The organism is Mucilaginibacter angelicae (assembly GCF_042434235.1).
Lineage (GTDB): Bacteria > Bacteroidota > Bacteroidia > Sphingobacteriales > Sphingobacteriaceae > Mucilaginibacter > Mucilaginibacter angelicae.
Genome location: NZ_JBHLTS010000079.1, coordinates 155,754 through 178,907, shown reverse-complemented (window position 1 = coordinate 178,907; position 23,154 = coordinate 155,754). Strand labels below are relative to the sequence as shown.

21 protein-coding genes and 1 tRNA gene are annotated in these 23,154 nt (G+C 42.0%); 8 read left to right on the top strand and 14 right to left on the bottom strand.

Translation table 11 applies throughout. From position 1 onward, the window contains the following. Window positions 1–151: 151 nt before the first annotated feature. From ACFFGT_RS30475 to ACFFGT_RS30455, 5 genes are all read right to left on the bottom strand, one after another. Window positions 152–667, bottom strand: a complete 516-nt coding sequence (locus ACFFGT_RS30475; protein ID WP_377026297.1) for a glutathione peroxidase — start codon at window positions 665–667, stop codon at window positions 152–154. Between the two features lie 42 nt (window positions 668–709). Further along, window positions 710–1,135, bottom strand: a complete 426-nt coding sequence (gene ybeY / locus ACFFGT_RS30470; protein WP_377026296.1) for an rRNA maturation RNase YbeY — start codon at window positions 1,133–1,135, stop codon at window positions 710–712. Further along, complete coding sequence (locus ACFFGT_RS30465) at window positions 1,135–1,557, bottom strand: ATP-binding protein (protein ID WP_377026295.1); 423 nt, start codon at window positions 1,555–1,557, stop codon at window positions 1,135–1,137. The genes ybeY and ACFFGT_RS30465 overlap by 1 nt, the downstream gene beginning before the upstream one ends. 1 nt (window position 1,558) lies before the next feature. Further along, window positions 1,559–4,894 (bottom strand): DUF4175 family protein, encoded by a 3,336-nt coding sequence (locus ACFFGT_RS30460; protein ID WP_377026294.1) that lies wholly within the window; start codon window positions 4,892–4,894, stop codon window positions 1,559–1,561. A 204-nt stretch (window positions 4,895–5,098) separates the two neighbouring features. Further along, entirely contained in the window at window positions 5,099–5,539 is a 441-nt protein-coding gene (locus tag ACFFGT_RS30455) for a hypothetical protein (RefSeq protein WP_377026293.1), read from the bottom strand. Between the two features lie 398 nt (window positions 5,540–5,937). Between ACFFGT_RS30455 and ACFFGT_RS30450 the strand changes: the two genes are divergently transcribed. Then, window positions 5,938–6,660, top strand: a complete 723-nt coding sequence (locus tag ACFFGT_RS30450) for a hypothetical protein (protein ID WP_377026292.1) — start codon at window positions 5,938–5,940, stop codon at window positions 6,658–6,660. Between the two features lie 395 nt (window positions 6,661–7,055). Here ACFFGT_RS30450 and ACFFGT_RS30445 read toward each other — a convergent pair whose 3' ends face one another. Then, window positions 7,056–8,219, bottom strand: coding sequence for an acyltransferase family protein (locus ACFFGT_RS30445; protein ID WP_377026291.1), 1,164 nt, complete (start codon window positions 8,217–8,219; stop codon window positions 7,056–7,058). A 404-nt stretch (window positions 8,220–8,623) separates the two neighbouring features. Between ACFFGT_RS30445 and ACFFGT_RS30440 the strand changes: the two genes are divergently transcribed. Then, window positions 8,624–9,031: an energy transducer TonB gene (locus ACFFGT_RS30440; protein ID WP_377026290.1), complete on the top strand. Its 408-nt coding sequence runs from the start codon at window positions 8,624–8,626 to the stop codon at window positions 9,029–9,031. A 256-nt stretch (window positions 9,032–9,287) separates the two neighbouring features. Beyond that, window positions 9,288–9,361, top strand: a tRNA-Pro gene (locus tag ACFFGT_RS30435). Between the two features lie 86 nt (window positions 9,362–9,447). Here the strand turns inward: ACFFGT_RS30435 and ACFFGT_RS30430 are convergent. Further along, window positions 9,448–10,032 carry an RNA polymerase sigma factor gene (locus ACFFGT_RS30430; protein ID WP_377026289.1) on the bottom strand — a complete coding sequence of 195 codons (585 nt, stop codon included), beginning with the start codon at window positions 10,030–10,032 and terminating at the stop codon, window positions 9,448–9,450. Window positions 10,033–10,160: 128 nt separating this feature from the next. On the opposite strand from ACFFGT_RS30430, the gene ACFFGT_RS30425 reads away from it, so the two are divergent. The 4 genes from ACFFGT_RS30425 to ACFFGT_RS30410 all read left to right on the top strand — a co-directional run bounded on the left by ACFFGT_RS30425 (window position 10,161) and on the right by ACFFGT_RS30410 (window position 17,255). Next, complete coding sequence (locus ACFFGT_RS30425; protein ID WP_377026288.1) at window positions 10,161–11,333, top strand: FecR family protein; 1,173 nt, start codon at window positions 10,161–10,163, stop codon at window positions 11,331–11,333. 209 nt (window positions 11,334–11,542) lie between these two features. Then, entirely contained in the window at window positions 11,543–14,878 is a 3,336-nt protein-coding gene (locus ACFFGT_RS30420) for a TonB-dependent receptor (RefSeq protein ID WP_377026287.1), read from the top strand. Between the two features lie 8 nt (window positions 14,879–14,886). Beyond that, on the top strand, window positions 14,887–16,407 hold the full coding sequence (locus tag ACFFGT_RS30415) for a RagB/SusD family nutrient uptake outer membrane protein (RefSeq protein ID WP_377026286.1): 1,521 nt from the start codon (window positions 14,887–14,889) through the stop codon (window positions 16,405–16,407). A 410-nt stretch (window positions 16,408–16,817) separates the two neighbouring features. Then, entirely contained in the window at window positions 16,818–17,255 is a 438-nt protein-coding gene (locus ACFFGT_RS30410; protein ID WP_377026285.1) for a hypothetical protein, read from the top strand. 68 nt (window positions 17,256–17,323) lie between these two features. Here the strand turns inward: ACFFGT_RS30410 and ACFFGT_RS30405 are convergent, their stop codons facing one another. From ACFFGT_RS30405 to ACFFGT_RS30385, 5 genes are all read right to left on the bottom strand, one after another. Next, complete coding sequence (locus ACFFGT_RS30405) at window positions 17,324–17,875, bottom strand: DUF4256 domain-containing protein (RefSeq protein ID WP_377026284.1); 552 nt, start codon at window positions 17,873–17,875, stop codon at window positions 17,324–17,326. 221 nt (window positions 17,876–18,096) lie between these two features. Next, window positions 18,097–18,678 carry a YdeI/OmpD-associated family protein gene (locus ACFFGT_RS30400; RefSeq protein WP_377026283.1) on the bottom strand — a complete coding sequence of 194 codons (582 nt, stop codon included), beginning with the start codon at window positions 18,676–18,678 and terminating at the stop codon, window positions 18,097–18,099. Between the two features lie 8 nt (window positions 18,679–18,686). Beyond that, window positions 18,687–19,076 carry a DoxX family protein gene (locus ACFFGT_RS30395; RefSeq protein WP_377026282.1) on the bottom strand — a complete coding sequence of 130 codons (390 nt, stop codon included), beginning with the start codon at window positions 19,074–19,076 and terminating at the stop codon, window positions 18,687–18,689. Window positions 19,077–19,085: 9 nt separating this feature from the next. Next, entirely contained in the window at window positions 19,086–19,553 is a 468-nt protein-coding gene (locus ACFFGT_RS30390; RefSeq protein ID WP_377026281.1) for an SRPBCC family protein, read from the bottom strand. A 1-nt stretch (window position 19,554) separates the two neighbouring features. Further along, window positions 19,555–19,875, bottom strand: coding sequence for an ArsR/SmtB family transcription factor (locus ACFFGT_RS30385; protein WP_090532792.1), 321 nt, complete (start codon window positions 19,873–19,875; stop codon window positions 19,555–19,557). 287 nt (window positions 19,876–20,162) lie between these two features. On the opposite strand from ACFFGT_RS30385, the gene ACFFGT_RS30380 reads away from it, so the two are divergent. Then, window positions 20,163–21,656, top strand: a complete 1,494-nt coding sequence (locus ACFFGT_RS30380; RefSeq protein ID WP_377026280.1) for a TonB-dependent receptor — start codon at window positions 20,163–20,165, stop codon at window positions 21,654–21,656. Window positions 21,657–21,714: 58 nt separating this feature from the next. On the opposite strand, the gene ACFFGT_RS30375 is transcribed toward ACFFGT_RS30380, so the two are convergent. Together ACFFGT_RS30375 and ACFFGT_RS30370 are read right to left on the bottom strand one after the other, a co-directional pair. After that, window positions 21,715–22,713 (bottom strand): outer membrane beta-barrel protein, encoded by a 999-nt coding sequence (locus ACFFGT_RS30375; protein WP_377026279.1) that lies wholly within the window; start codon window positions 22,711–22,713, stop codon window positions 21,715–21,717. Window positions 22,714–22,753: 40 nt separating this feature from the next. Beyond that, complete coding sequence (locus ACFFGT_RS30370) at window positions 22,754–23,119, bottom strand: hypothetical protein (RefSeq protein ID WP_377026278.1); 366 nt, start codon at window positions 23,117–23,119, stop codon at window positions 22,754–22,756. Between the last annotated feature and the right edge of the window lie 35 nt (window positions 23,120–23,154).

The window sequence follows — 23,154 nt, the reverse complement described above, 5'->3', positions numbered from 1 at the left end:
TGCTTCGTCGTTCCTCCTCGCAATGACATGTCTTCTATCTCCCCAACACCAATGATGATAACACCGACCGCAAGCTGCAATAACCCAAAAACCACATAAAACAAAAGCCCCGGCTATCGCTGGGGTCTCTGTACCTTAAAGAAGGAAAATATTAGTTCAGATATTTAGTGATATCTTCAGACAGTGGAGTGGTTTGTGACCTGAAACGGTGGATCAGTTTGCCATTTTCGTCTATCAGGAATTTTTCAAAGTTCCATTTGATATCGCCTGTAAAATCAGGGTTTGGTGCTGTTGTTAAGTATTGGAACAGCGGATCGATATCCAAACCTAAAACGCTTACCTTACCGCTCATCGGAAATTTTACATTAAAATTTTCTTTGCAAAAGGTTTTAATGTCCTGGTTAGTGCCCGGCTCCTGGCCGCCAAAGTTATTGGCAGGGAAACCTACTACAACCAGTTTACCTTTGTATTGCTCAGATAATTTTTCCAGATCGGCGTATTGTTTGGTAAAGCCGCATTTTGAGGCCGTGTTTACGATCAATACTTTTTTGCCTTTGTATTTAGCCAAGCTAAAATCTTTGCCATCGATAGTTTTCAGTTTAAACTCATATACTGAAGACGGTGCTGTGGCAAATAATAAGGCGATGATGAGTGCCAGTGTTTTCATGGTTTTTACAATTGATTTTTATAATCCAGTATAAAAGTAAAGCTAAAAATTTCTTTTAGCTAAGTACTCATCTTCTTTTTGTGTCATTTTTTGTTTTGTAACAACACTTTTATCTGTATAGCCCAAAAGGTGCAGGGCCCCGTGAATGATCACCCGGTGCAGTTCATCGGCTTCACCGGTTTTAAATTTGGCCCCGTTTTCGCGGATGCGGTCTATCGAAATAAAAATATCGCCCACAATATCCCCCTCAACTTCCGAATTATCAAAGGTTACGATATCGGTGTAAGTGTCATGATCAAGATATTGCTGGTTTATTTGCAGCAGGTACGCATCTGAGCAAAAAATGTAATTAAGCTCTTTCAGTTTAAAACCCTCGGCAACTATTGTATCCCTGATCCACTGTCTTAACTGCGCTTTTTGTTTGGGCTTAAAAGTTGTGTCTTCTTCAAAAAAATTAATAGCGGGCATCAGATCTTAAAGTGAAGTTCAATTTCATTACCTGATGCATTAAAGATACACTGATCGGCAAGGTGTTTAATGATAAACACGCCACGGCCAGTCAGGTTCTCGAGGTTTTCGGGAGCAGTAGGGTCGGCAAGGTTATTATAGTCAAAGCCCGGCCCTTCATCGGTAACAGTCCAGATAATCCGCTTAGGTTCAACTTCGGCATTAACAATCACCTTTTTAGTCTCATCCTGTTTGTTACCGTGCATGATGGCATTAATAACCGCTTCATTAAGGCAGGTCATCATGTTGGCAAAAGTATCTTCTGCAACATGATATTTGTCAGCAATTTCTTCTATCAGCTGCTCAAGCAACGCTATGCTCTCCGGTTTTGACGGCAGCTGCAACGTGTATAGCTCGCTGGTTTGAACATTTGCCTCTTCCATATTATTTGGCATTAAGTTGATCAAAGTAAGATTTTATTTTTTGTTTATAATACAAATTAAGTGCCGGAGATACAGTTCTGATCTGCTCCGTTTGTTTTGCTTTTTGTTGCTGGTACCCCTGCAGTGCCTTTATATATCCCGGCGGCAAATCCTTACCCGCATTACTCTCTCTTTGCTGATCCTGATCTCGTTGCTGCTCGGCCTTTTCGGCCTCCAATAACCGGGTTTGTATTTGCTGCTGCCTTTTAAGCGCATCATCTGTAATCTTCCTGTTTACGAGATCACGTTCGGTTTGTTCCATTTCTTTCGAAATTTTATCCAAATTGCCTAATCCGCCTGTTCCATCCTTGTTTTCGTCCCTGTCAATTTGCTGCAAAGCCTGCCTGATCATCTGCTGCTGACGTGCCATTTTAGCAAACTGTTCGCTCATATTGCCATTATTGCCTTGCTGGCCTTTGCCCTGGTTTCCCTGCGCCCCCTGCTGCATTTGCTCACGGGCTTTTTGCATATTTTGGTTAAGCTGCTGCTGCATTTTTGCCAGCTGCGATATAGACTGCTGTTTTCCCTTGCCTCCTTTACCGCCCTTATTCATCATTTTTTGCATCTGCTCAAGCGCTTCGCTCAGCATCAGTGCCAGGTTATTCATGGAGGTCATGGCATATTGCTGATTGCGGTTTGCTTCAAGCGTACGCCTGTCGCCCAGGAACTCCAGGGCCTGATCAATATGATCGTTGATACTGGCAATCTCCTTATTCACTGTCGACTGGATCTGCGGCACTCTTCTGCTGATGGCATAAAGGCTATCTTCGGCGGTTTTCAGGTTATCCTTGATATCCTTCTGGCTTTGCGATAAAGTAATGTATGATGGGTCTGTAGGGTTAGTGTTCTTAAGCGTTTGCATCAGCTTTTCCTGGTTAAACGAGCTGTTAACCAAGCTTTTTAACAATTCCCTTAGCTGCTGCGCATCAACGGCATTCTCTTTTGATTCGCCTTCGTCACTATCCTTTTGCATTTTGGCGGCAAGCTCCTTCATTTGTTTGGCCGCCTGCTGCTGCGATTTTGAGGCCTTTGAATTATCCTTCTTTTCCAGATCGCCGGCGCTTTGATCCATCTGCTGTTCAATATCTTTTGTCTCCTTTTCGGGGTTTTGATAGTCGGATTTACGCTCGGCCTGATCATTAGCTTTCTGTAATTCGTCAAAGCCTTTCTTCACATCCTGAAAATCCTGCTTCAGTTTATCCTGCTGTTGCTGCAGGTTCTTTTGGTCGGCCCCGGGTTGTTTGGTTTGTTCCGATAGCTTTTGCTGATCATCAGCAAGCTTATTCAGCTGATCGAGGTTTTGATTGAGTTTTTGTTCAAACTCCAGCTTTTTGTACAGTTCCAACACGCGGTCGAGCTCTTTTTTTAACGATTTATTATCCATCTGCATTTTGGATAACTCATCGCGGGTAGCATCCTTTTGCTGCTCGTTTAGCATTTGTTGCAGGTTTTGAAGCAGCTCCTTTGTTTTTTGATCAAGCACATTGTTAAACAGGTCTTCTATCTGTTTTTGTTTGGCCATGATCTCTTCGGTTTGCTTCTGGTTTTCCTGGCGATTGTATAAATTCTTTTTGTTATCGGCCTGGATATCCTTTACCAGGTCTTCCAGGTCCTTGCGTTTTTGCATCAAGTCTTCCACCTGCTTTTTCTCATCAAACGACAGTGTGTTTTTGTTCAGCAGGTTTTGATTGAGTTTCTGCGCATCACGCTCCACCTGCCCGGCCAGCTTAATGGCCGACTGCATTTTTTCTTTTATTGCTTTTGATCCAGCATTTAACTGTTGGTTAATCTCCTTGCTGTCAGGAACATTTAGTGTATGTTTTGCAGTACGGGCTGTTTTATGGCCGGTCACTTCATCATTATCGGCAACCTCAAAAAAGTAGCTTACATGGTCACCGGGATTGATGCCCATTTCCTTCAGGTTCCAGTAATAAAAGAAATCGGCCTGTGTTTGGGCCAGATCAGCATTAACCTTTTTGGTAAACTCTTTGGCTTTGCTGTTACCGGCGGCTTCAATATTGTAGTGAAACGTGAGCGACGAAAAGCCATGATCGTCCTGGATTTTGCCGTTAAAATAAAACGCTTTCATACTCACCGAATCCGGCTTTTCATCAACAGTGATAGAAGGCGCCTCGTCGGTAACCACACTGATGCGGTATGTGGCCGAATCGCTGTAGTTTACCTGCGCATTAACCGGCAAAAGTTTGTAAACCGAGTTTTTCAATATCCGCTCACGGTGTTCAAACAAATCGGCTCCATTTAACACGGCGGGATGGCTTTGTCCGTTCATATCAAACATAAGGGCGCTGGCATATTGGGTATGCAATTGCCAGTTCACTGTTGTACCGGCAGGTATAGTCAAATCACCTGCATTAAGCAGCTTTTCATTTTTTTTATGGAGATAGGCCGGATAGTTCAGCTCAACATCAAAATGGAGCAGCGCAGGTTTTTGGTTCACTTTGATCTCATAAACAGTCGAACTGAAACCATTCCCGGATAACTTAAAGCGAGTATTTTGCTGCAGATTGCTAAACTGATAATGAAAACGGCTGATATTATCCTTATCAAGCTTAAAGGTGTTCTCGCCCATTTCAACATAAACATCGGCAGGCAGCTTATCGCCTTCCAGTTTTAAATCAAGCTTCAGGTCATTTCCCTGAACAACCGAAAGCGTTTTATTCAATACAATAAACTTGAAAGGGGCAGCAGGTACAAAATATTCGTTATGCCTGATAAGCCTTTTAGTGCTCTCGGTTAATACAGATGGCGCAGCCAAAGCAATGATGATAATTACCCCCAGCGGACCAAGCACCCATTTTAAATATTTGGTATTCTCCTTAAGGTTGATGGCCGACGGAAAGCTCACCGGTTTAAGTGCTTCTATTTTTTGATCGATACTGGCTTCGATAAGTGCGCGGTGGTTTTCATCTTCGGCCGCCAGCTTTTTAAGCTGCAGGGTATTGAGCAGTTTATCATTAACATCATTGAAATGCCTGCCTATAATTTCAGCTGCTTCATCATGCGTTAACGTTTTGCCCAGTTTAAGCCAGGCCAGCAATGATGGCAAAACAAGCCAGCAAACAAGCACGGTATTGAGCAGGATAAAAAAGTAAAAAAGGATGGTGCGCAGCAGGATGCTGAAATTGCCGAAATATTCGCTCAGGGTAATAACCACGTAAGCGGTAAAAAGACCAGCACCTAAAAATATCAATCCGCGCAGAAAATTATTGAAATAATACTTCCGGGTGAAAGTATTGATTTTGCCAAGCAAAAGTTCATAATTTTCTGTCGAGGCCATACTATAGGTGCAAAAAGGTCAAAACACATGCTTTAGTTAAACGCAAAAGCCATGTATTATATATGTACGTGTTGGTTTAAGTTAAAAATTAAAGCAATAATAATAAAATGTTAATTGTTTTATGACAATAAAAATTGATTCCCGTGCTTTATTGGGTTACATGTGGTTTTTAACGGCGTGGCGTACTAATTCAGGGGTACCATCCTATTCCCTTTCCTCAACCCTTTCTTCTTCCTCAGCCTCAGCGGGTTCAAGCTCATGCAGCCAGATGCCGGCTATCCCGGTAATTGAATAGGGAAAGATAATTACCGCTATTGAAGATACCGCCGAAACATTTCTCTCGAAAAGTAATTCAAAAAAGGGGAGCATAGTAATGATGAGTATAGCCGTGGTTAAAGCCTGCTTTATATAAAAGGGTTCCTTTTTTTTCGATAAAGAATACACAGCTATCCAAAATACAAAGGCAAAGGGGACGGTAACCAGCAGGATCATATCTGCAAAAATAATATAGTCCTTTCGGATCTCGTCAATAAGGCTTATTCCGGGATCCGCAATAATCAACCAGGACAGTACCAGGTGAAGCAACGGAGCCACAATAACAAGCATCAGCCAAACTTTTAAGCTATATGTAAATGACCTGTTCATAGTTTATTAAGGACGCCAACAATATACATAGCAGTTAATAAAATAACAATAGTACCACCTGCTCATACGCACAGATATCAAAGCAACGCCGATTTAAGGACTGCGCCGTTACCTTTGACTGGTTTACAGGTAAAATATAAAACTGGATTTTTATATAAAAATTATGTCTGCATCCGCATAAATTTCATGTATAAAAATAACGGAATTAAAAATCGCTTTACCTCAATAATAAAGATTTGGCCTATAAATAACAAGGAAGATCATTTCTTTTAAATTTCTATATTAATTTAACCTGCGGTTAATTTCAATAGTGCATATTAACATAAAATAGGTGTTTTCACGGGTTGTTAAGCGTATAGTTAATTATTACCTTGCATTAACTTAACCGCTGCCCTATCATGACCGTCCTGATCCAACTCAATACCCCCATATTGAACTACTTTAGCGTAGGCAGCATTTGGCAAAATATTTCATTTTATGTTACCATACTTTGCCTTTTATATATCAATATTTTTTTAACCCGGCGAAAGAAAAACTATAAACTACATCCCGCCGTAGATATGCCCGGTGAAAAAGCAGAGCCCATTCAGCCTGTTGCGGATACCCTCAATGAAACTGGCCCCAATACAAACCCAACCTTAAATAATGAAATAGCCACTCTGAAAAAGGAGTTATTGGCATTGGGCGAAGAATTAGAACTTTCGTACATAAAGTCCGATCGGCTTAATAATCAGTTATCTGAAATGTTGGATTGTCTTGAATTAACGATAGCTTATGACCATAACCTGTGGGATTGGTCGCTGGATTTTAACAGCAGGGAGGTTACACTTTCTGAATATGGATTACGGATCCGCGGTTTTCCTGAAAACACAAAGCCGACTTTAGATGAAGCGGTTATTGTTGTTGATCCCCGGCACCGCCAGGCGGTTATGGATGCGATTGAAAAATCATTTAAAACCGGCGCTGATTTTTCAATGACCTACCTCATCAACCCTTTAGACGGCAGCCGCCCCAAGGAAATAAAAGCGATAGGTAAAGTTCAATATAATGAGCATGGAACGCCCGTAAAACTATACGGGACGTTTGCACTTACTTATAGTGAGCTGTTAATAAAAAAATAGGCATCCGGGTTTTACATTTCGACTAAAGGAACGATGAGATGAGTTTTTTGAAGGCGGGGTTTTGAATTTTAACAACAATTATATTTGCAATCCAGCTAATATAATTTCGGGATGTAGCTTAGCCCGGTATCGCGCCAGCATGGGTTACAATATAAAAGCCTCGTTTTAAGCCAATTTACCACCTTCCGGAGGACAAAACCAATAAACAAAAGCTTGTTGAATTCTCTTGTGTGCTACCAGTTGATCTACATTATGCATCTCATGGCAACCATTTCAGTAGTCTAAAACACTACAAAAAAAACTAAGTAAAGACGAGTGCTCTGTAGCAATCAGAGTAACACATAACATAATATGCGGTATAGCCAAACCCGCGACGTATTAATGGATATGCAATATTACACCTTTATTTTGTCTTCCCTTACTTTAGCGTGTGCGCTCATGAAGGGGCGTTCGCAAAAGATATGGAAAACGTATCCAAAAACGATTCCAACAACTATTTGGACAATAAATGTAACCCAGTACTTATCATCTATAAAGCCCAATTTTATCATTAGCTGCCGTGGAATTGCAATAACGCTGGTGTGTGACAAGTATATGCTGTAGGACATAGTCCCCAAAAATGCAAATATTCTGACCAGGCGATTATTCATCAAAACGCCGTCAAACCGGTGCAGTAGTAATATAATAGCCGAAAAAACTAATCCAAATATAGCTTGTGTTCTACTGGATGGGTGCCCAAGAAGGTAATGACCCTTTTGGAAGCAGGCAAAAAGTAACACAGATAAACCTGTAATACCCAAAAAAAGTTTTGCAAACAGATCATCAGGACGCTGAATTAGCCTATAAACAAGCCCACCCAAACCAAAAAGATACCACAAACCAAACGGAAATGGACAGGTATCCGGAGAAATGATCAGCCATAATAATGATAACTGAGTAATTATAAACAGCATGCTATGCAAATTAAATTTAAGCGTTTTATTCAAAAACATACAAATAGCAACAATAACGTAAAACGCAACTTCATAGCAGAGCGACCAATATATGGCTTGAATTGGGGTTACGTGAAGAAGGTCTTGTGTTAATGTTAAATTGGCAAAGTAATATACGAAAGAACCATTCAGAAATTCGACTTTATGGTTTGGCATGGGAATCAGGCCTAAATGGGCCATGGCTAAAAAGCTTAACGGCAAAACCACTGCAAGTGCGATCGATGCATAGTAAGGTGGGAAGATCCGGCGGAAGCGTGCTTTCAAAAAATCTACCGGCGTTTTTTGTTTGTTTATAGCGCGGTCTGCAGCTAATACAATACAATAACCAGATATGACGAAAAACATAATTACACCAAGTTGGCCCGAAAGACTAAAAATAATGTAATTCTTTAAAAGAAATGACGTGGCGTGGGGTACAACATGAGTGTCGGATAAAACGGTAGAACATGCGTGCTCCATTACCACCCAAATTGCTGCAAGCGCACGCCATACATCCAACTGACCATATACGGATGACTTTGTAGTCGCTTTGCGCGTGGGTGGTAGTTTTTCGTTAACTATTATCATAAAAGCTGTTGGTGTTTGTAAATTTTGTTAGTTAAATCAAGCTAAAGAAATCTTAGATAAAGAAACAGATATGCCTATCCTCACTTTACCAATTAAAGCAATTGAATAATGATTTATCGGGCTGACAACTCATCCACATTTGATTAAAAATTTGTTCAATTACTGATAAATATCATCATAAGGGTTTGGTAATTAATTATTTATTACCAAAGTGTATAATAAGTGTATTATTTGTGCAGTAGCTTGTGTAATTCTTCACAAATACCATGAAGTATTGTTGTCTTTGGTTGGGATATTTACTGCTCAAGCTGAAGATTGGAATTACTAATTGTTGAATCATATATAACATTAGTACCTTTAAATTAGTATTGCTAATGTGCGGTGCTTTTATAAACCATATTGCCATGAAACCTCCACTGTTACTCTTTATAGTAATTCTGATAAATAGCCTGTCAGGTGTGTGGGCGCAGTCTAAAGGTAAAGCAGATGGCAAGTCATCGATAACGGGTCCAATCGAATCAGTACCGCATTATCCCGGAGGGCAGGATAGTTTAGCATCGTTTCTTCAAAAGAATTTGCATTGGCCAGAGCCCGAAATAGATGTTCAAGGCAAGGTCATAGTATCCTTTATTGTAACCAAGAGTGGCAGGATAACCAATATAAAAGTGATCAGGCCGCTTTATAAATCATTTGACGCAGAAGCAATAAGGGTAATCAAATTAATGCCAGCATGGATACCTGCAGAGGTTAAGGGAAAACCTGTCAATAGAAATTACCATCTACCTATAAGCTTTACTTTAGACTCTGAATAAATTCACATATTCCAATATGGATAAGACACCTTTTAAGATTTATAAGTGGTCGATAATCCTCTTCCTTGCTGTTCTTGCGATCTCTTCAATCAAGAGTATTAACAATCATTTATTAACCACGCACCATTTAGTAGACACAAAACAGATCAATAGAAGTATCAACGAGATAAAATGCCCAATAAGCTCCCTAAAGGGCATAATTGCATTTTGAATTATAACAACAACAATTATATTTGCAATCCGGCCAATATTATTTCGGGATGTAGCGTAGCCCGGTATCGCGCCAGCATGGGGTGCTGGAGGTCGTGGGTTCGAATCCCGCCATCCCGACTTAAACACAAACATTAAAGAGCATATTTGAAAGGTAGCTTTACCTATTGGATATGCTCTTTTTGTTTGTTTACAGTTGCTTCACCTTATTTGAAAAACAAGTACCACAGGCAAAGAAAAATTGAGATTTCTTTGAAACAACCTCTTAAATGCTTTAGCGCCATTGTTATCTGGTTTTCAACTGTTCTTTTGGATATGCCCAAATGGGTTGCAATTTCCTGGTTGCTCAAGTTATCCATTCGGCTCATGTAAAATATTTCCTGACAGCGTTTTGGCAATTGTTCCAGGTGATAATTCAATTCCTGTAGCAACTCCTGGTTTTTGATTCGGTGGTCGCTCTGGTTATAATCCGGCAGATTATCTGTCTCAATATTATGCAACGCTATAGCAACCGGTGGTTTTACTGCGCGCATACGATTATATACCTGGTAACGGATAGCCGAGAGCAGAAAATTAGGAACGGATTCTATCTCCAGATGATGACGGCGATTCCAGATATTTAAAAAAACATCATGTACAGCCTCTTCACTGTTTTCCCGGTCTTTCAGGTACCAGAGTGCTGTCTTATATAATCTCACCCAGTACCGGTCAAAAAGCATGGCAAAAGCATGCTCATCGTCATTACGTACGGCAAGCCACAGCTCCGGATCACTAACATGGGAATTGTACATACAACTGGTTGGATAAAATTAGGAATAATTCAACATTTAAGACAGGTTGTAAAAAAAAATCGAAAAATGTATGTGTGTGTCAGCATAAAATTTACACTAACACTATGTAAACCTGCAATTGTAACCTGATGATAACCAAAAACGAGTTCCTGGCACTGTATGAAAAATACATGAGCGGCCAATGTACTGATGCCGAAAAAAGGCTGCTGGATACATACCGCGATGAAATGCAATTGGCCGATGAGGGCTGGAATGATGATGTGGTTAATGAGGCCGATGTACGCGCCCGTATATGGCAACGCCTAAACGAAAACCGTAATGTAGTACCTGTAAGTAAATATAAAATTTATAAAAGCAGATGGTTGCAGGTGGCTGCAGTTTTACTGGTGGCTTTATTGGCCGGGTTACTTTTTATCCTCAATAAAAGAAATCAGCGAACTGATAATGTAACTCTGACAGCAATTCCCCACCAAAAACCTATTGTTCCCGGCGCCAACAAAGCATACCTCACATTAGCCAACGGATTAAAAATTGTACTTGACGATGCAAAAAATGGTGCCCTGGCAAATCAATCGGGGATAAAAGTGAGCAAAGCCGGTAATGGCGTATTGGTATACCATTTCACCAAATCAGCAACAAACAAAACGGCCAATGCTTTACCTGAGTTTAATACTATTACTACCCCCCGTGGCGGTCAGTACCAGGTTGTGCTTGGCGATGGCACCCGTGTTTGGCTTAATGCGGCCTCATCCATCCGTTTTCCACAGCCTTTTAACGGCCATGAAAGGCTGATAGAGCTGACCGGCGAGGCCTATTTTGAAGTTGCTAAAGATAAAACCCATCCGTTTATTGTACAGGCAAATGGCACTAAAGTGCAGGTTTATGGCACCCATTTTAACGTCAACGCATATCCCGACAACAGCAATGTAACCACCACTTTACTTGAAGGTTCGGTACAAATGAGCAACAACAGCCGGGCAGCGATGCTGGTTCCGGGAGAACAGGGAGTTTCAACAAAAACAGGCAGCACCATTAGCGTTAGCCGGGCAGATATCCAGCAAACCATGGCTTGGAAAAATGGCTTCTTCATATTTCATGATCTTAATATAGTTGATGTAATGAAACAGGTAGGCAGATGGTACGATGTAGATATAGAATATCAGGACAATGATGTAAAAAACAACGAGTTTGGCGGTACTATCTCCCGATATAAAAGTATAACTGAGTTAATGGATATTATGCAGCTAACCCGATCAGTTCATTATAAGATAGAAGGAAGGAGGGTAATCATTATGAAGTAGCTTTCCTTACTAATAAATAATGTTTACCTGTTTATAACCAGGAGCGTTCGCACCGCCCCTGGTATAAAGCTTTGAATAGCTGCCAGGTATCGAATAATGATCAATATTTCTCATAACCAATTATTTAACCCAACATTCAAATGTATAAAAAATCTACTGCAATAAAATGCAGGGAATTGCCCTGCATTCCACTTAAATTATTTCTGATTATGAAATTGTCGTTCTTTTTGTGTTTGGTTTCCATATTGCAGGTTAGTGCTGCAACTACCTTTGCACAAAAGATCAGTCTTGACAAAAGCAACGCTTCCCTTGTCGAAACCTTAAAGGAAATTCACCAGCAAAGCGGCTTCAGTATCTTTTACAATGCCAAAATGTTGAAAAAGGCAGTGCCCGTTAATGTTCATCTGCAAAATTCCGATTTAAGCGAGGTATTGAAACAATGTTTTAAAGACCAGCCCTTTAGCTACGTAATTAATAATAATACCATTGTGGTTACTCCAAAACCGGTTGAAGCCGGCCCTGTGCAGGATATTATTATAGCAGGCCAGGTAAAGGACGAAAAAGGTGTGCCATTGCCGGGCGTTACCATTAAAGTAAAAGGTACTAACATTGGCGCCCAAACCGGTATCGACGGCAGCTATAAGGTATCAGTAGCCAGTAACAATGCGGTACTGGTGTTCAGCTTCATAGGCTTTGTTAGCCAGGAGATACCTGTTGGTAATCAAACCCGTATCGACGTGGTTTTAAAAGAGCAAACGTCGGCACTTAACGAAATTGTGGTGGTGGGTTACGGTACACAAAAGAAAGTGAACCTTACTGGTGCCGTATCATCTGTAACCGGAGAAACGCTGAACAAACGCCCAGTTGTTAATCCGGCTTCTATGCTGGAAGGCCTGGCCCCGGGTGTGCAGATCAACACCGGCTCCGGCGAACCGGGGAATGAAAGCGTATCTATCCGGATCCGCGGTAACAGTACATTTAGCGGCGCGGGTTCAGATCCATTGGTGTTGATCGATGGCGTTCCTGGCAATTTTAGCGATCTTAACCCAACCGATATCGACAATGTATCGGTTCTGAAAGATGCGGCTTCTGCATCTATATACGGATCAAGGGCTGCCAATGGCGTGGTATTGGTGACAACCAAACAAGGTAAAGCCGGGCAAATGTCGGTTACTTATGATGGTAATGTGGGTTTTTATAGCCCTACCAAGATGTTTAAACTGGTAACCAACTCCGCCCAGTACATGGAGATGTTTAACCAGGCCCGTATTAACAGCGGAACAACAGATCCGAACTCCCTTTATCCGCAGGATCAGATCGATCTGTACCGCAACAGTACAGACAAACTCCATTACCCCAATACCGATTGGCTAAGCCTGATATTCAGGACTGCCCCAACACAAAATCACAACCTGACATTTAGCGGCGGTAATGACAAAACCACGTATAATGTATCATTGGGATATGTTAACCAGGAAGGTATTGAAAGGGGCTTTGATTATAAACGCTATAATGCGCGTATCAATTTAACTTCAAAAATCAATGATCATATAAAATTTGGCACTAACGTATTGCTGAAATCAGGCACGAGGGGTGCTGTGGCCGGCAATCCTTCATCACCCAGCCAATGGGATGGTTCATCTATGGACCTTTTCCTTTCTGCCATGTCACAAGCACCTACCTACGGTCCTTACTTAACTGATGGCAGCGGCAGGTACACTTACAAAGCGTATGATTTTGAGTATAACAACAAAAACCCTATAGCCGTACTGGATCAAAACTTCAGGAGGATCACTAATGATTACGCTGTAAATGCACAGGGCTGGTTTGAAGTTCAGTTTAACAAAGACATTTCCTGGTATACCAAAGGTGCTGTAAACTTTAATATGGATAAATACAAGGATTTTAAAGCCACCCTGGATGAGTATAACTTCAAGACAAATCAACTGGCAACATCCCTTGACCTTGGTAAAGGTTTAACCGACCAGGACGAACAAACCGTTTATACCAATTTATACAGCTACTTAAATTATGCACATAACTTTCACGGGCATAATGTTAAGGCACAATTTGGTTATAGCATTGAGCAAAGTAAATACCAATACTTACAGGGATATCGCAAAAACTTTCCTGATCTGGATTTACAGGAGCTGAATGCAGGAGGTTCAGATATACAAAATGCTTATGGCACATCAAATCAGTGGGCTTTAATGTCGTACTTCGGACGTTTAAATTATGATTACAAAGGCCGCTATTTGTTAGAAGGCAATATCCGTGATGACGGAAGTTCAAGATTTGACGGTAAAAATAAATGGGGCGTGTTTCCATCATTTTCGGCAGGCTGGCGTGCCACCGAAGAGCCTTTTGTAAAAGCACTGAACCTAACCTGGCTGGATAATTTTAAACTTAGAGGATCATGGGGGCAATTGGGTAACCAAAATGTGGGTAATTATCCCTACCAGGCCTTGTTGAATTTGACCGGAAATTATTCTTTCGATAATTCAACATTAACAACAGGTGTAGCTCAACAGGCACTGAATAATCCGGTTATAAAATGGGAAACTACCACCATGACCGATATTGGTTTGGATGTTACCATTTTCAAAAACTTTAATTTAACTGCCGACTGGTATAATAAAACCACATCTGATATTTTAAGGCAAGCTCAGGTTACCGCAATTGTAGGCTTAAGCGCGCCTATCATTAATGATGGCGTGGTTAATAACAGGGGCATTGAGCTTGGCTTGTCATACAATAACGTGGTACGTGATGGTGCTTTAAGCGGCTTTGCCTATAACGTAGGTGTTAACGTTGATCATAATCGCAATAAGCTGGTTAAATTTGGTCAAACCGAAATCGGAGATTATACCATTAACCAAAACGGGCAGCCATGGAATTCATTCTATATGCTGCAGGTTATCGGTATATTCCAGTCGGCAGCAGAGGTGGCCAATTCTCCTAAACAGTTTTCTGATTCTACCTTGCCGGGTGATCTGAAATATAAAGATGTAAACGGCGATGGTAAAATTGATCAGAATGACCGTACCATTATCGGCGGTGTTTATCCAAAGTTAAATTACTCATTCAACTCATCGGCCAGCTTTAAAGGCTTTGACCTGTCGGCCATGATGCAGGGTGTTTACGGCGTTAAATCATACGTATCCGGTTGGGGCACTATCCCTTTTGTACAAGGAGCTTCGCCAACTACCGATTGGCTAAACGCCTGGACGCCAGAACATCCTTCAACCACCATGCCGCGCATTTATTTCGGTCAAAGTGCGCCGGATAAGATCGGTCGTCGGTCTACTTATTTTCTGCAGGATGCTTCATATTTAAGGCTTAAAAACCTGGTGTTTGGTTATACTATTCCGTCACAGATCACCAAAAAGATAGGGATCAACAGGTTAAGGGTTTATTTTGCCGGCGATAATTTATTAACCATAACCAAGTTCAAAGGCCTTGATCCTGAGCGTTATGGCAGCGGCGACCAGGTACAATATCCGCAAAACAAAATATACTCTTTTGGTCTGAATGTCTCTTTTTAATTAGCCACATGAAAAATCGAATTATAATAACCATCATATTAATTACATCGCTGTTTTTAGGCGCATGTAAAAAGTCCCTCGATCTGAATCCCTCGGATCAGATAGCCACTTCAACCTTCTACAAATCGAAAGCCGATTTTGACGAAGCTTTGGCCGCTGTTTATGCTTCCCTTCAGCCCGAAGAATTTGCCGTAGGCATTGGCTTCAGGGATTGCTTTACCGATAACGGCTATAACCAGTTTAATTCGGGCAGCTCGAAGGACTTTGTGCAGGGTAACTTTAACCCTACTACCGGCGGCTACGAAACCGGTATTTATAACGATAGTTACACCGGTATTGCGCGGGTAAATCTTTTCCTGCAAAACCTGGGTACTTATAAAGGTTCGGATATATCTGATGCGCAAAAAAAAGTATACGAAGGCGAGGTGAGATTTACCAGGGCCTTTTTCTACTTCCAGCTATACAGTATCTATGGCGATGTGCCGCTGGTGCTGCAACCGCTTGACCTGAGCAATCAAAAGCAGCCTAAAGTACCTGCCGCACAAGTACTCGCTCAGATCACTACCGACCTGGATTATAGTATATCCAATTTGAACACGGCGGCTTACTATGCTAATGGAGGCCATGCAGCGGCTTCGTCTGCAAAAGCTTTAAAGGCCAGGGTTTTGTTATTTGCAGCATTTGGCAACACCGGCACTGCAGATCCCGCCTTGCTTACCCAGGTAAGGGACCTTTGCCTTGACCTGATGGGCCAATACAAACTGAGTGCTAATTTTGAGGATATCTTCAGGGATGCTACCCAGAAAAATAATACCGAAATCATCTTCTCTATTAACTTCCTGGCGCCAAACAATACAGCACCCTGGGATCTGTACTATGGCGACTGGGATGCCTGCGCACCGTTGCAAAATATGGTGGATGCCTTTGAATGTACCGATGGGCAGCCTTATGGAACATCTCCATTAACCGATACCAAAAACCAGTTTAACAACCGTGATCCAAGACTGGCAAAAACGGTGTATGCCGATTCTGTTAATTTTGGCCCGGGCAAGGTTTACCATCCCTCAAACCTCAGGCCTACAGGTTACGGAACCATCAAATTCCTGGAGCCTAATAATATGCCTTATGGTTTTTCAACCCTCAGCCAGCAGGATGCAGTTGTACTGCGCTTAGGCGAAGTAATGCTAATGTACGCAGAGGCTCAAAATGAAATTGCAGGCCCGGATGCCACAGTTTATAAAGCCATGGCCGATTTGCGTGCACGTGTAAATATGCCGCCTTATCCGGCCGGATATACCAAAGATCAGATGCGCGAACGGATCAGGCATGAGCGCCGCATTGAGCTGGCTTTTGAAGGCCTGCGCCATTATGACTTGCTAAGATGGCACATTGCGGGCCCGGTACTTAATGCTGTAAAAACCAGCCTCATTAATTATCATTTTGAGGATAAGTTTTACCATTGGCCGCTGCCGCAAACTGAAATTGACAAGAGCGGGGGCGTATTGATCCAAAACCCTGATTATAAATAGGCCCCAATTCGTTTTTTATTGAAAATAAGCGGCTGAAATCAAAAGCGCTGTTGCACAACGCAATTTAAATGGCTGAATAATTCAATTTGCAAAGCAAATGGTTTATTCGGCCATTTGCTTTTATTATTTGATGAAGATTTCATAAGCTCTTAACCTGGGAGTTACTAATAATAAAAAGCACCTGCAAGTCCTGAAAATGCACTTACAATCAAGGTTGTGTTCTCTGCCACCATATCAGTAAATAAACTAACTACAGATTATCCGGCGAAACGTTTTGATCTTCTTATAATATCCACCCAAATCACATAGCATAATCATTCAGAGCGGTTTATACTGCCGTTTACTAAAACAAAAATATTATATTCGGGTAAAAAGATTCAATTGCATAAACAACTGATAAACCTAAACAGATGCTCACTTTTAACACCATTAGCATTCAAACAGAAAACGGTGAACAGGAAATTTATATAAGCCCGTTTTTACTGCAATCCAAAAAACCGCCTGACATTAAATCGGGGCGTCTTGAGAAGTTATATTTCTATAAGGAATTGATTGATGCTGATTATAAAGCCGCACTGGAGCGTGAAGAAATGAACAGCCGGTTTAAAACGGATGAATATGTGCTCAATTTAGGGCAGGATTTTGAAAAGTACTACTTAGGTAGCCTGCACGTAGATTTTGACAGTAAACGCTATTGGCAATGGGAGGGCAAACCCGGCCTGCTCACGGAACAGGATATAAAAACGCTGGGCGAAAACCTCTTTAACCCTCATGCAAAATTACGTCGCGTCACTTTATTTACCCCTACCCGACCGTCCGATTTTAACTTCGGAAGAACAAGGTTTTAGATGAACCCATCCCCGAATCCTATTTGGGAAATAAGTTACCAAAGCAAGCCACTCCCTCAAGTAAAAAATCAAACCCTCAACGCCCCCCTGAACCCCCGGGCGGCATAATATGATTCGGCACCGTTGTGGTAAATAAAAATAGTGCCGTAGCGGAAATCGGCAAAGATGGCGCCGCCAAGTTTCCTGATACCGGCAGGTGTCTTTATCCAGCTGGATGTTTTGGTATCAAACTTTCCATGTTTTTGCAGTTCCCGGTATTGTTCTTCCGTTAAAAGCTCAATGCCCATATCGCGCGCCATTTCAACAGCGCTGTTTCCTGGCTTATGTTCTTTCCTTGCTTCCAGGGCTTCATGATCGTAGCAAACACTTCTGCGGCCTTTGGGGCTTTCTGCAATGCAATCATAAAAAACATACTCGCCTGTACTTTTATCACAGGCAATAACATCCGGTTCGCCTCCGGTAATTTCCATTTCATTGAGCGACCATAGTTTTTCAGGGCTGGCTTGCAGCTTTGCTTCTACTTTAGCCCATTCCATACCGGTATGGCGGTTCATGTTTTTCTCAAAACGGTTTTTTAATATACCAAGGAGTTCTCCCTGCTGTTCTGATGATAGCTTCATTTTATTAATGATTGTGGTTTAATAATTTAGGATATCGGGTTTAGGCGTTCAGAATTTTTTTATTCCCTCCCTTGGGAGGGGTGTGTTGGGAATGAGCTGTGGCAGGGAGGGGTTTATGCGCCATTCCATACGAATAGGTCGGTCGGTGAAACCCCTCCCTACACCCTCCCAAAGGAGGGAATCACACAATCCCGAACTTTTTTCTTAGTGCGAAGTCTGTATCACTCATCATTCAACCCTTTTCCGTTAAGAATCTGCGGTATCCATTTTTCAACTCTCGCCTCACGTGTTGAGGATTGTTTAGCCTGCAAAAAGTGAAGCAGGTACGCCTTTTGCCGCCCGGGCGTTAATGCTTCAAAAGCCGTTCTGAGAGCGGGGATCGCATCTAACTTATGTTGAAACTCTTCAGCTACCGTAAACTCATCGGTCTTTTTTAAGTTTACCTTTAAACCCGCTTTCTCCACCTCAACAGCTTCATAAATATAGGTTTTCAGCGTAGTCCTCAACTCTACTATCTCCTCAACGTTGGTAAACCGGATCTGGCGTGCAGCCTGTACATTCTCTGTTTGCTGAATGAGGATATTGTGGGTGTCGCTTAACAGCGCGCCCTTGAAAAATAAAAGCGCACAATATTCTTTAAACACATGAATTAAAACAATGTTGCTTTCCCGATACGTATAACAGGGGCAGCCCCACTTCAATTCTTCAGTTAACCCGCAATCAAGAACAATCATTCTCAATTGCTCTATTTCTTTCTGCCATTTTTCGGCTTTATTAAAATAAAAATCAACCTTAGGGTTCATGTTGTTTATTATTGATTAACCAGGATAATCTTTCTGTCAGCCGGTCTGAAATACCATGATATTACAGTAAGTACCAGCAACAATAGTGCAGGAAATATTTCAGCCACCACATTTCCTGATGCAATATGCGAAAATATTGCGCCCGACATAGCAAAGAAAAAACCTGCATAAGCCCATTCCTTCACTACCGGAAATTTAGGGATAAGCACTGCTATAACGCCTAAAACTTTCCAAATACCTAATATAGTCAGAAAATAGGCCGGATAGCCCAAATGAGCAACACTGTCGAGCCCTCCTGCCCCTGCTTTGGCTTTCATTAATTGTACCGCCCCGGTCGACAGCATCCCTAATGCAAGCCAGATGGTGGCAATCCAATAAATAATTTTATTCCGTTTCATAATGCGCTGTTATTTCAATTTGTTTAATACTTCCTGCAGGCGGTTATGCGCCATGTTTATGCCATAGGCAAAAGGCAGCTTCAGCATCTGATCCCTGAGTTCTGCCGTTCTGTACACTACATGCATGTTGAGCTTACTGGTATCATCGGTAAGTTTTTCAAATTCAAGGAACTCCAGCTGCACATCAAAAGGGGCATTATCCATTTCAAATGTGCGGGTGATCTTATGGCCCGGTACAAACTCATGGATCGTTCCGTTAGCCTTAAACACTACATTTCCATGTACATCTGTTGTTTCAAACTGCCAGCTGCCGTGTTTTTTATTTTCAAGCTTCAATACTTTTGTCCCCATCCATTGCTCAACAATTTCGGGCTCTACATAGGCTTTAAAAAGCAGCTCGACCGGTAAATCAAATACCCTTGTTATGGTTAAGTCCTGTTTGCCGTTTTCGGCATCAATTTTTGTTTTCTTTTCCATGCTATTTGCCTTTATAGTTTTTCATTATGGTTTCTAATTTGTTGAAACGGTCTTCCCACATTGCGCGGAAGGGTTCAATAAAGTCGGCTACGTCTTTCATTTTTTCTGCATTAATATGATAATAGATCTCCCTGCCGTTTTGCTCCTGTTTAAGCAATTCGCACTCGGTAAGTATTTGCAGGTGTTTGGAAACTGTGGGCCTCGCGGTATCAAAGTTTGAAGCTATTACGCCGGCTGTCATGGCTTGTGTGGCAACCAGCAACAGGATAGCCCTGCGGGTTGGGTCGGCTATGGCTTGAAATACATCTCGTCTTAAATTCATCGTGTAGCTATTTGACTACAAATATAAATGTAGCCATTTAACTACGCAAGTGTTTTTTGATTTTTTTTCGGGATTTCAATTTAATGAACTACACAGACTATCAAGATCTTGCCACACTCCGATAACCTGTCAAAAACACATGAATTTATTTTCTGAAAGTAATAAAATGGGACTTCGTTTATTTTGTAATACATTCTTAACACGCCATCGTTTAAAAAAGTGTAATTTTAGGTCTTCTTAGCAAGGTTATACTACTGGTAGCAGTAAATTATAATAATTCAATGGGTATGAATGCCATTCACAATAAAGATATTGGGACCAAACAAAAAGCGCTGGCCATTAATCTTAACCCCGAAATTTATGGCTCATTTGCCGAAATAGGTGCAGGGCAGGACGTAGCAGCAAACTTTTTTAAAGCCGGAGCATCATCCGGCACCATAGCCAAAACCATGTCGGCCTATGACATGCTTTTTTCAGATGCCATTTATGGGGTGCAGCAATCCCGCCGTTATGTAAGCGAGCCGCGGCTGATGGCCATGCTTAGCCATGAATATGGCCTCATCATTGAGCGTCTTGGTGCTCAGCGCGGCAACACATCAACTTTTTTTGCTTTCGCAGATACTGTATCAGCCCTTAACTACAATAAAACCAACGAAGGCCATGGCTGGATGGGCGTACGCTTTCAGCTGGAGCCAAACGGAAATTATAATGACGTGGTGATCCACGTTAACCTGTTGGATAACGATAATAACCTGCAGCAGCAGGCTGTGGGCATCCTGGGTGTAAACCTGATGTATGCCTGCTTTTATTACAATGAGATCCCTCCGGTATTCCTGCTTTCGCTGATGGATAACCTCTCGCGCGACAGGATCCAGATAGACATGATCCGCTTTGAAGGGCCAAACTTTACCAAAGTTGATAACCGGCTGATGAGCCTTCACCTGGTAAAATACGGCTTTTCGGATGCTGCCCTGTTTGGGCCCGACGGTAAAAACCTGCAGCCATCAGAGGTATTGTACAAGAAGCATATCGTAATGGTGCGCGGCCGTTTCCGCCCGGTTATCAACGTTCATATGGATATGCTGAACACCGGGGTTAAGCAGTTTCTGCAGGAATCGGACGTTGACAAGGAAAATGTTGTTGTTGTTACCGAGCTTACCCTGCAGGCCCTTAAAGAACGTAACGCCGATATCAATGCCGATATCGATGAGAAGGATTTTCTTGACCGGGTAGACATCCTTGGCTCGCTGGGGCAAACGGTAATGATCTCCAACTTCCACGAATACTATAAGCTGGTGGCCTATCTTTCAAAGATCACCAAACTTAAAATGGGCGTGGTGCTTGGCTTTCCCAACCTGGAGTATATTTTCTCTGAAGAGCATTATAAAGATTTGCCGGGTGGTATTTTGGAATCGTTCGCTACGCTGTTTAGCCGTAAGGTAAAACTGTTCATATACCCTACCCTGCGCGATGGCATAATCTGGAATTGCCTGCGTTTTTATCTGCCGCCACACCTGATAGATTTGTACCGCTACCTGATTGCCAACAATAAAATAGAAGATATCAGGCATTATAACGAAAACAACCTTAACGTTGAAACCGACAATGTGCTGCAGCTGATAAAAATGGGTGCCGATGGCTGGGAAGAATTTGTGCCTGCCGAGGTAGCTACTATAATCAAAGAGCGCCGCTTGTTTGGATATGCCTCCGGACTTGAGCCGGTAAAAGCGCTTGACGCACCTCCTCAAGATGGCGATCGAACTGAAATTGATATAGCTTAAGAAAGCAGAAACGGCGTTATGATAAACATAGCGCCGTTTCTGCTTTCTTAAGCCGGTATTAAAGTTTAAAGTGATACCCTAATTTAAGCGATATTGCATCCTGGATAAGGCGGTTGCCGTAATTATCATATTTAGCACCGATATCAATACCATTTTTAAATTTGAACCCAAGCGAAGGGGTATAAATAAATGAGGTGTTCCTTTTAGATGCAAAACCAACACCCGCTTCACCGCCGAGGTAAAACACATCGCCTAAAAACAGCCGCAAACCAACCTTAACCGGCACTACATTGCGCACCGAAACGTTGTTGTTATAGTACACATTTCCGTTATTGTCCATAATACCATAGGTTGAATAGTATTGCCTGTTCATGTGCGTATATCCCACCGAAAAAGTAGCAACCAAATTGTTGGTAAGCGGTTTATAAAGTGTTATATCTCCCCCCAGAGTCTTATTGTCGGACGAATTAATATCAGAGCCCGGGTTAAAGCTTACACCAAGTTCTGTTTCACCATCATTGGTCGTGCTCCCCGCTTTTTTGTGGGCCGTCATGCTCCGGGCACCGAAACCGTAAGCCAATCGCAAGCCAAGGGTTTTGGTGGCTTTATCTTTGGTATACTCCTCGTACTTAAGGCTTAAGTCGATACCATTTTTAAACGCCATGCCCACCGAAGGCGCCCACAGGAACGATGTTCCCCACTGCTCGAAAGCAAAACCAGCGCCGGCCTCTCCACCTAAGTACAAATTATCGCCCACAAAGTATTTTACACCCAGCTTTACAGGGATCACATTATAGGGGCTGCCGTATTGGGTATAATTGGCAAAGTGGTCTTTCTCAAAAAAATGACTGAAACCGGTAGTAAGCGTTCCTGAAACACGCTGGTTAAAATCTTTTTGTATGCGAATGTCCCCGCCAAGCGCGTATTTAAAAGCATCAGAAGTTGATACCCCGGCATCAATACCAAAGCCTACGCGCCAGCTGTTATTATTGCTTTGCGCCTGCGCCATAGCAGCAGAAAGGAGAACCAGGGTAAATAATGAAAAAAGATGTTTCATGTTGTGTAATTTGATTTATAGATAATTTAGATAGTAGCAATTAATCGGCAGGAAGCAGGTCTACAGCTTTTTTAATGGTGAAAACGCTTAACGCGAATACCAATACAGCAATGATCCGCCAGCTTTTGAGCAAGCAGGAGATGTAAACAACAATCAGGAAAACGCTGAAAACAGATAAGAGTATAAATTTGAGTATCCTGGTATCGGCACAGGTAAACTCCTGAACCGGCTGTTTTTTACGCAGCCCTGCTATACAGCTTTTAAGCGGCGCCAAAGCAAAAAGCATAATCATGGCCAGCGTTTTAGGAAACTCCTGCCACACCACCAGGCTATAAATAATAACGAGTATGCCTGCCAGTAAAAAAAGCAGCAGCAGTACAATTGCTGTTTCGCGAAACCTTTCCATTGTTGTTTTTTGAGGATGTGACAACAAATGGCGGT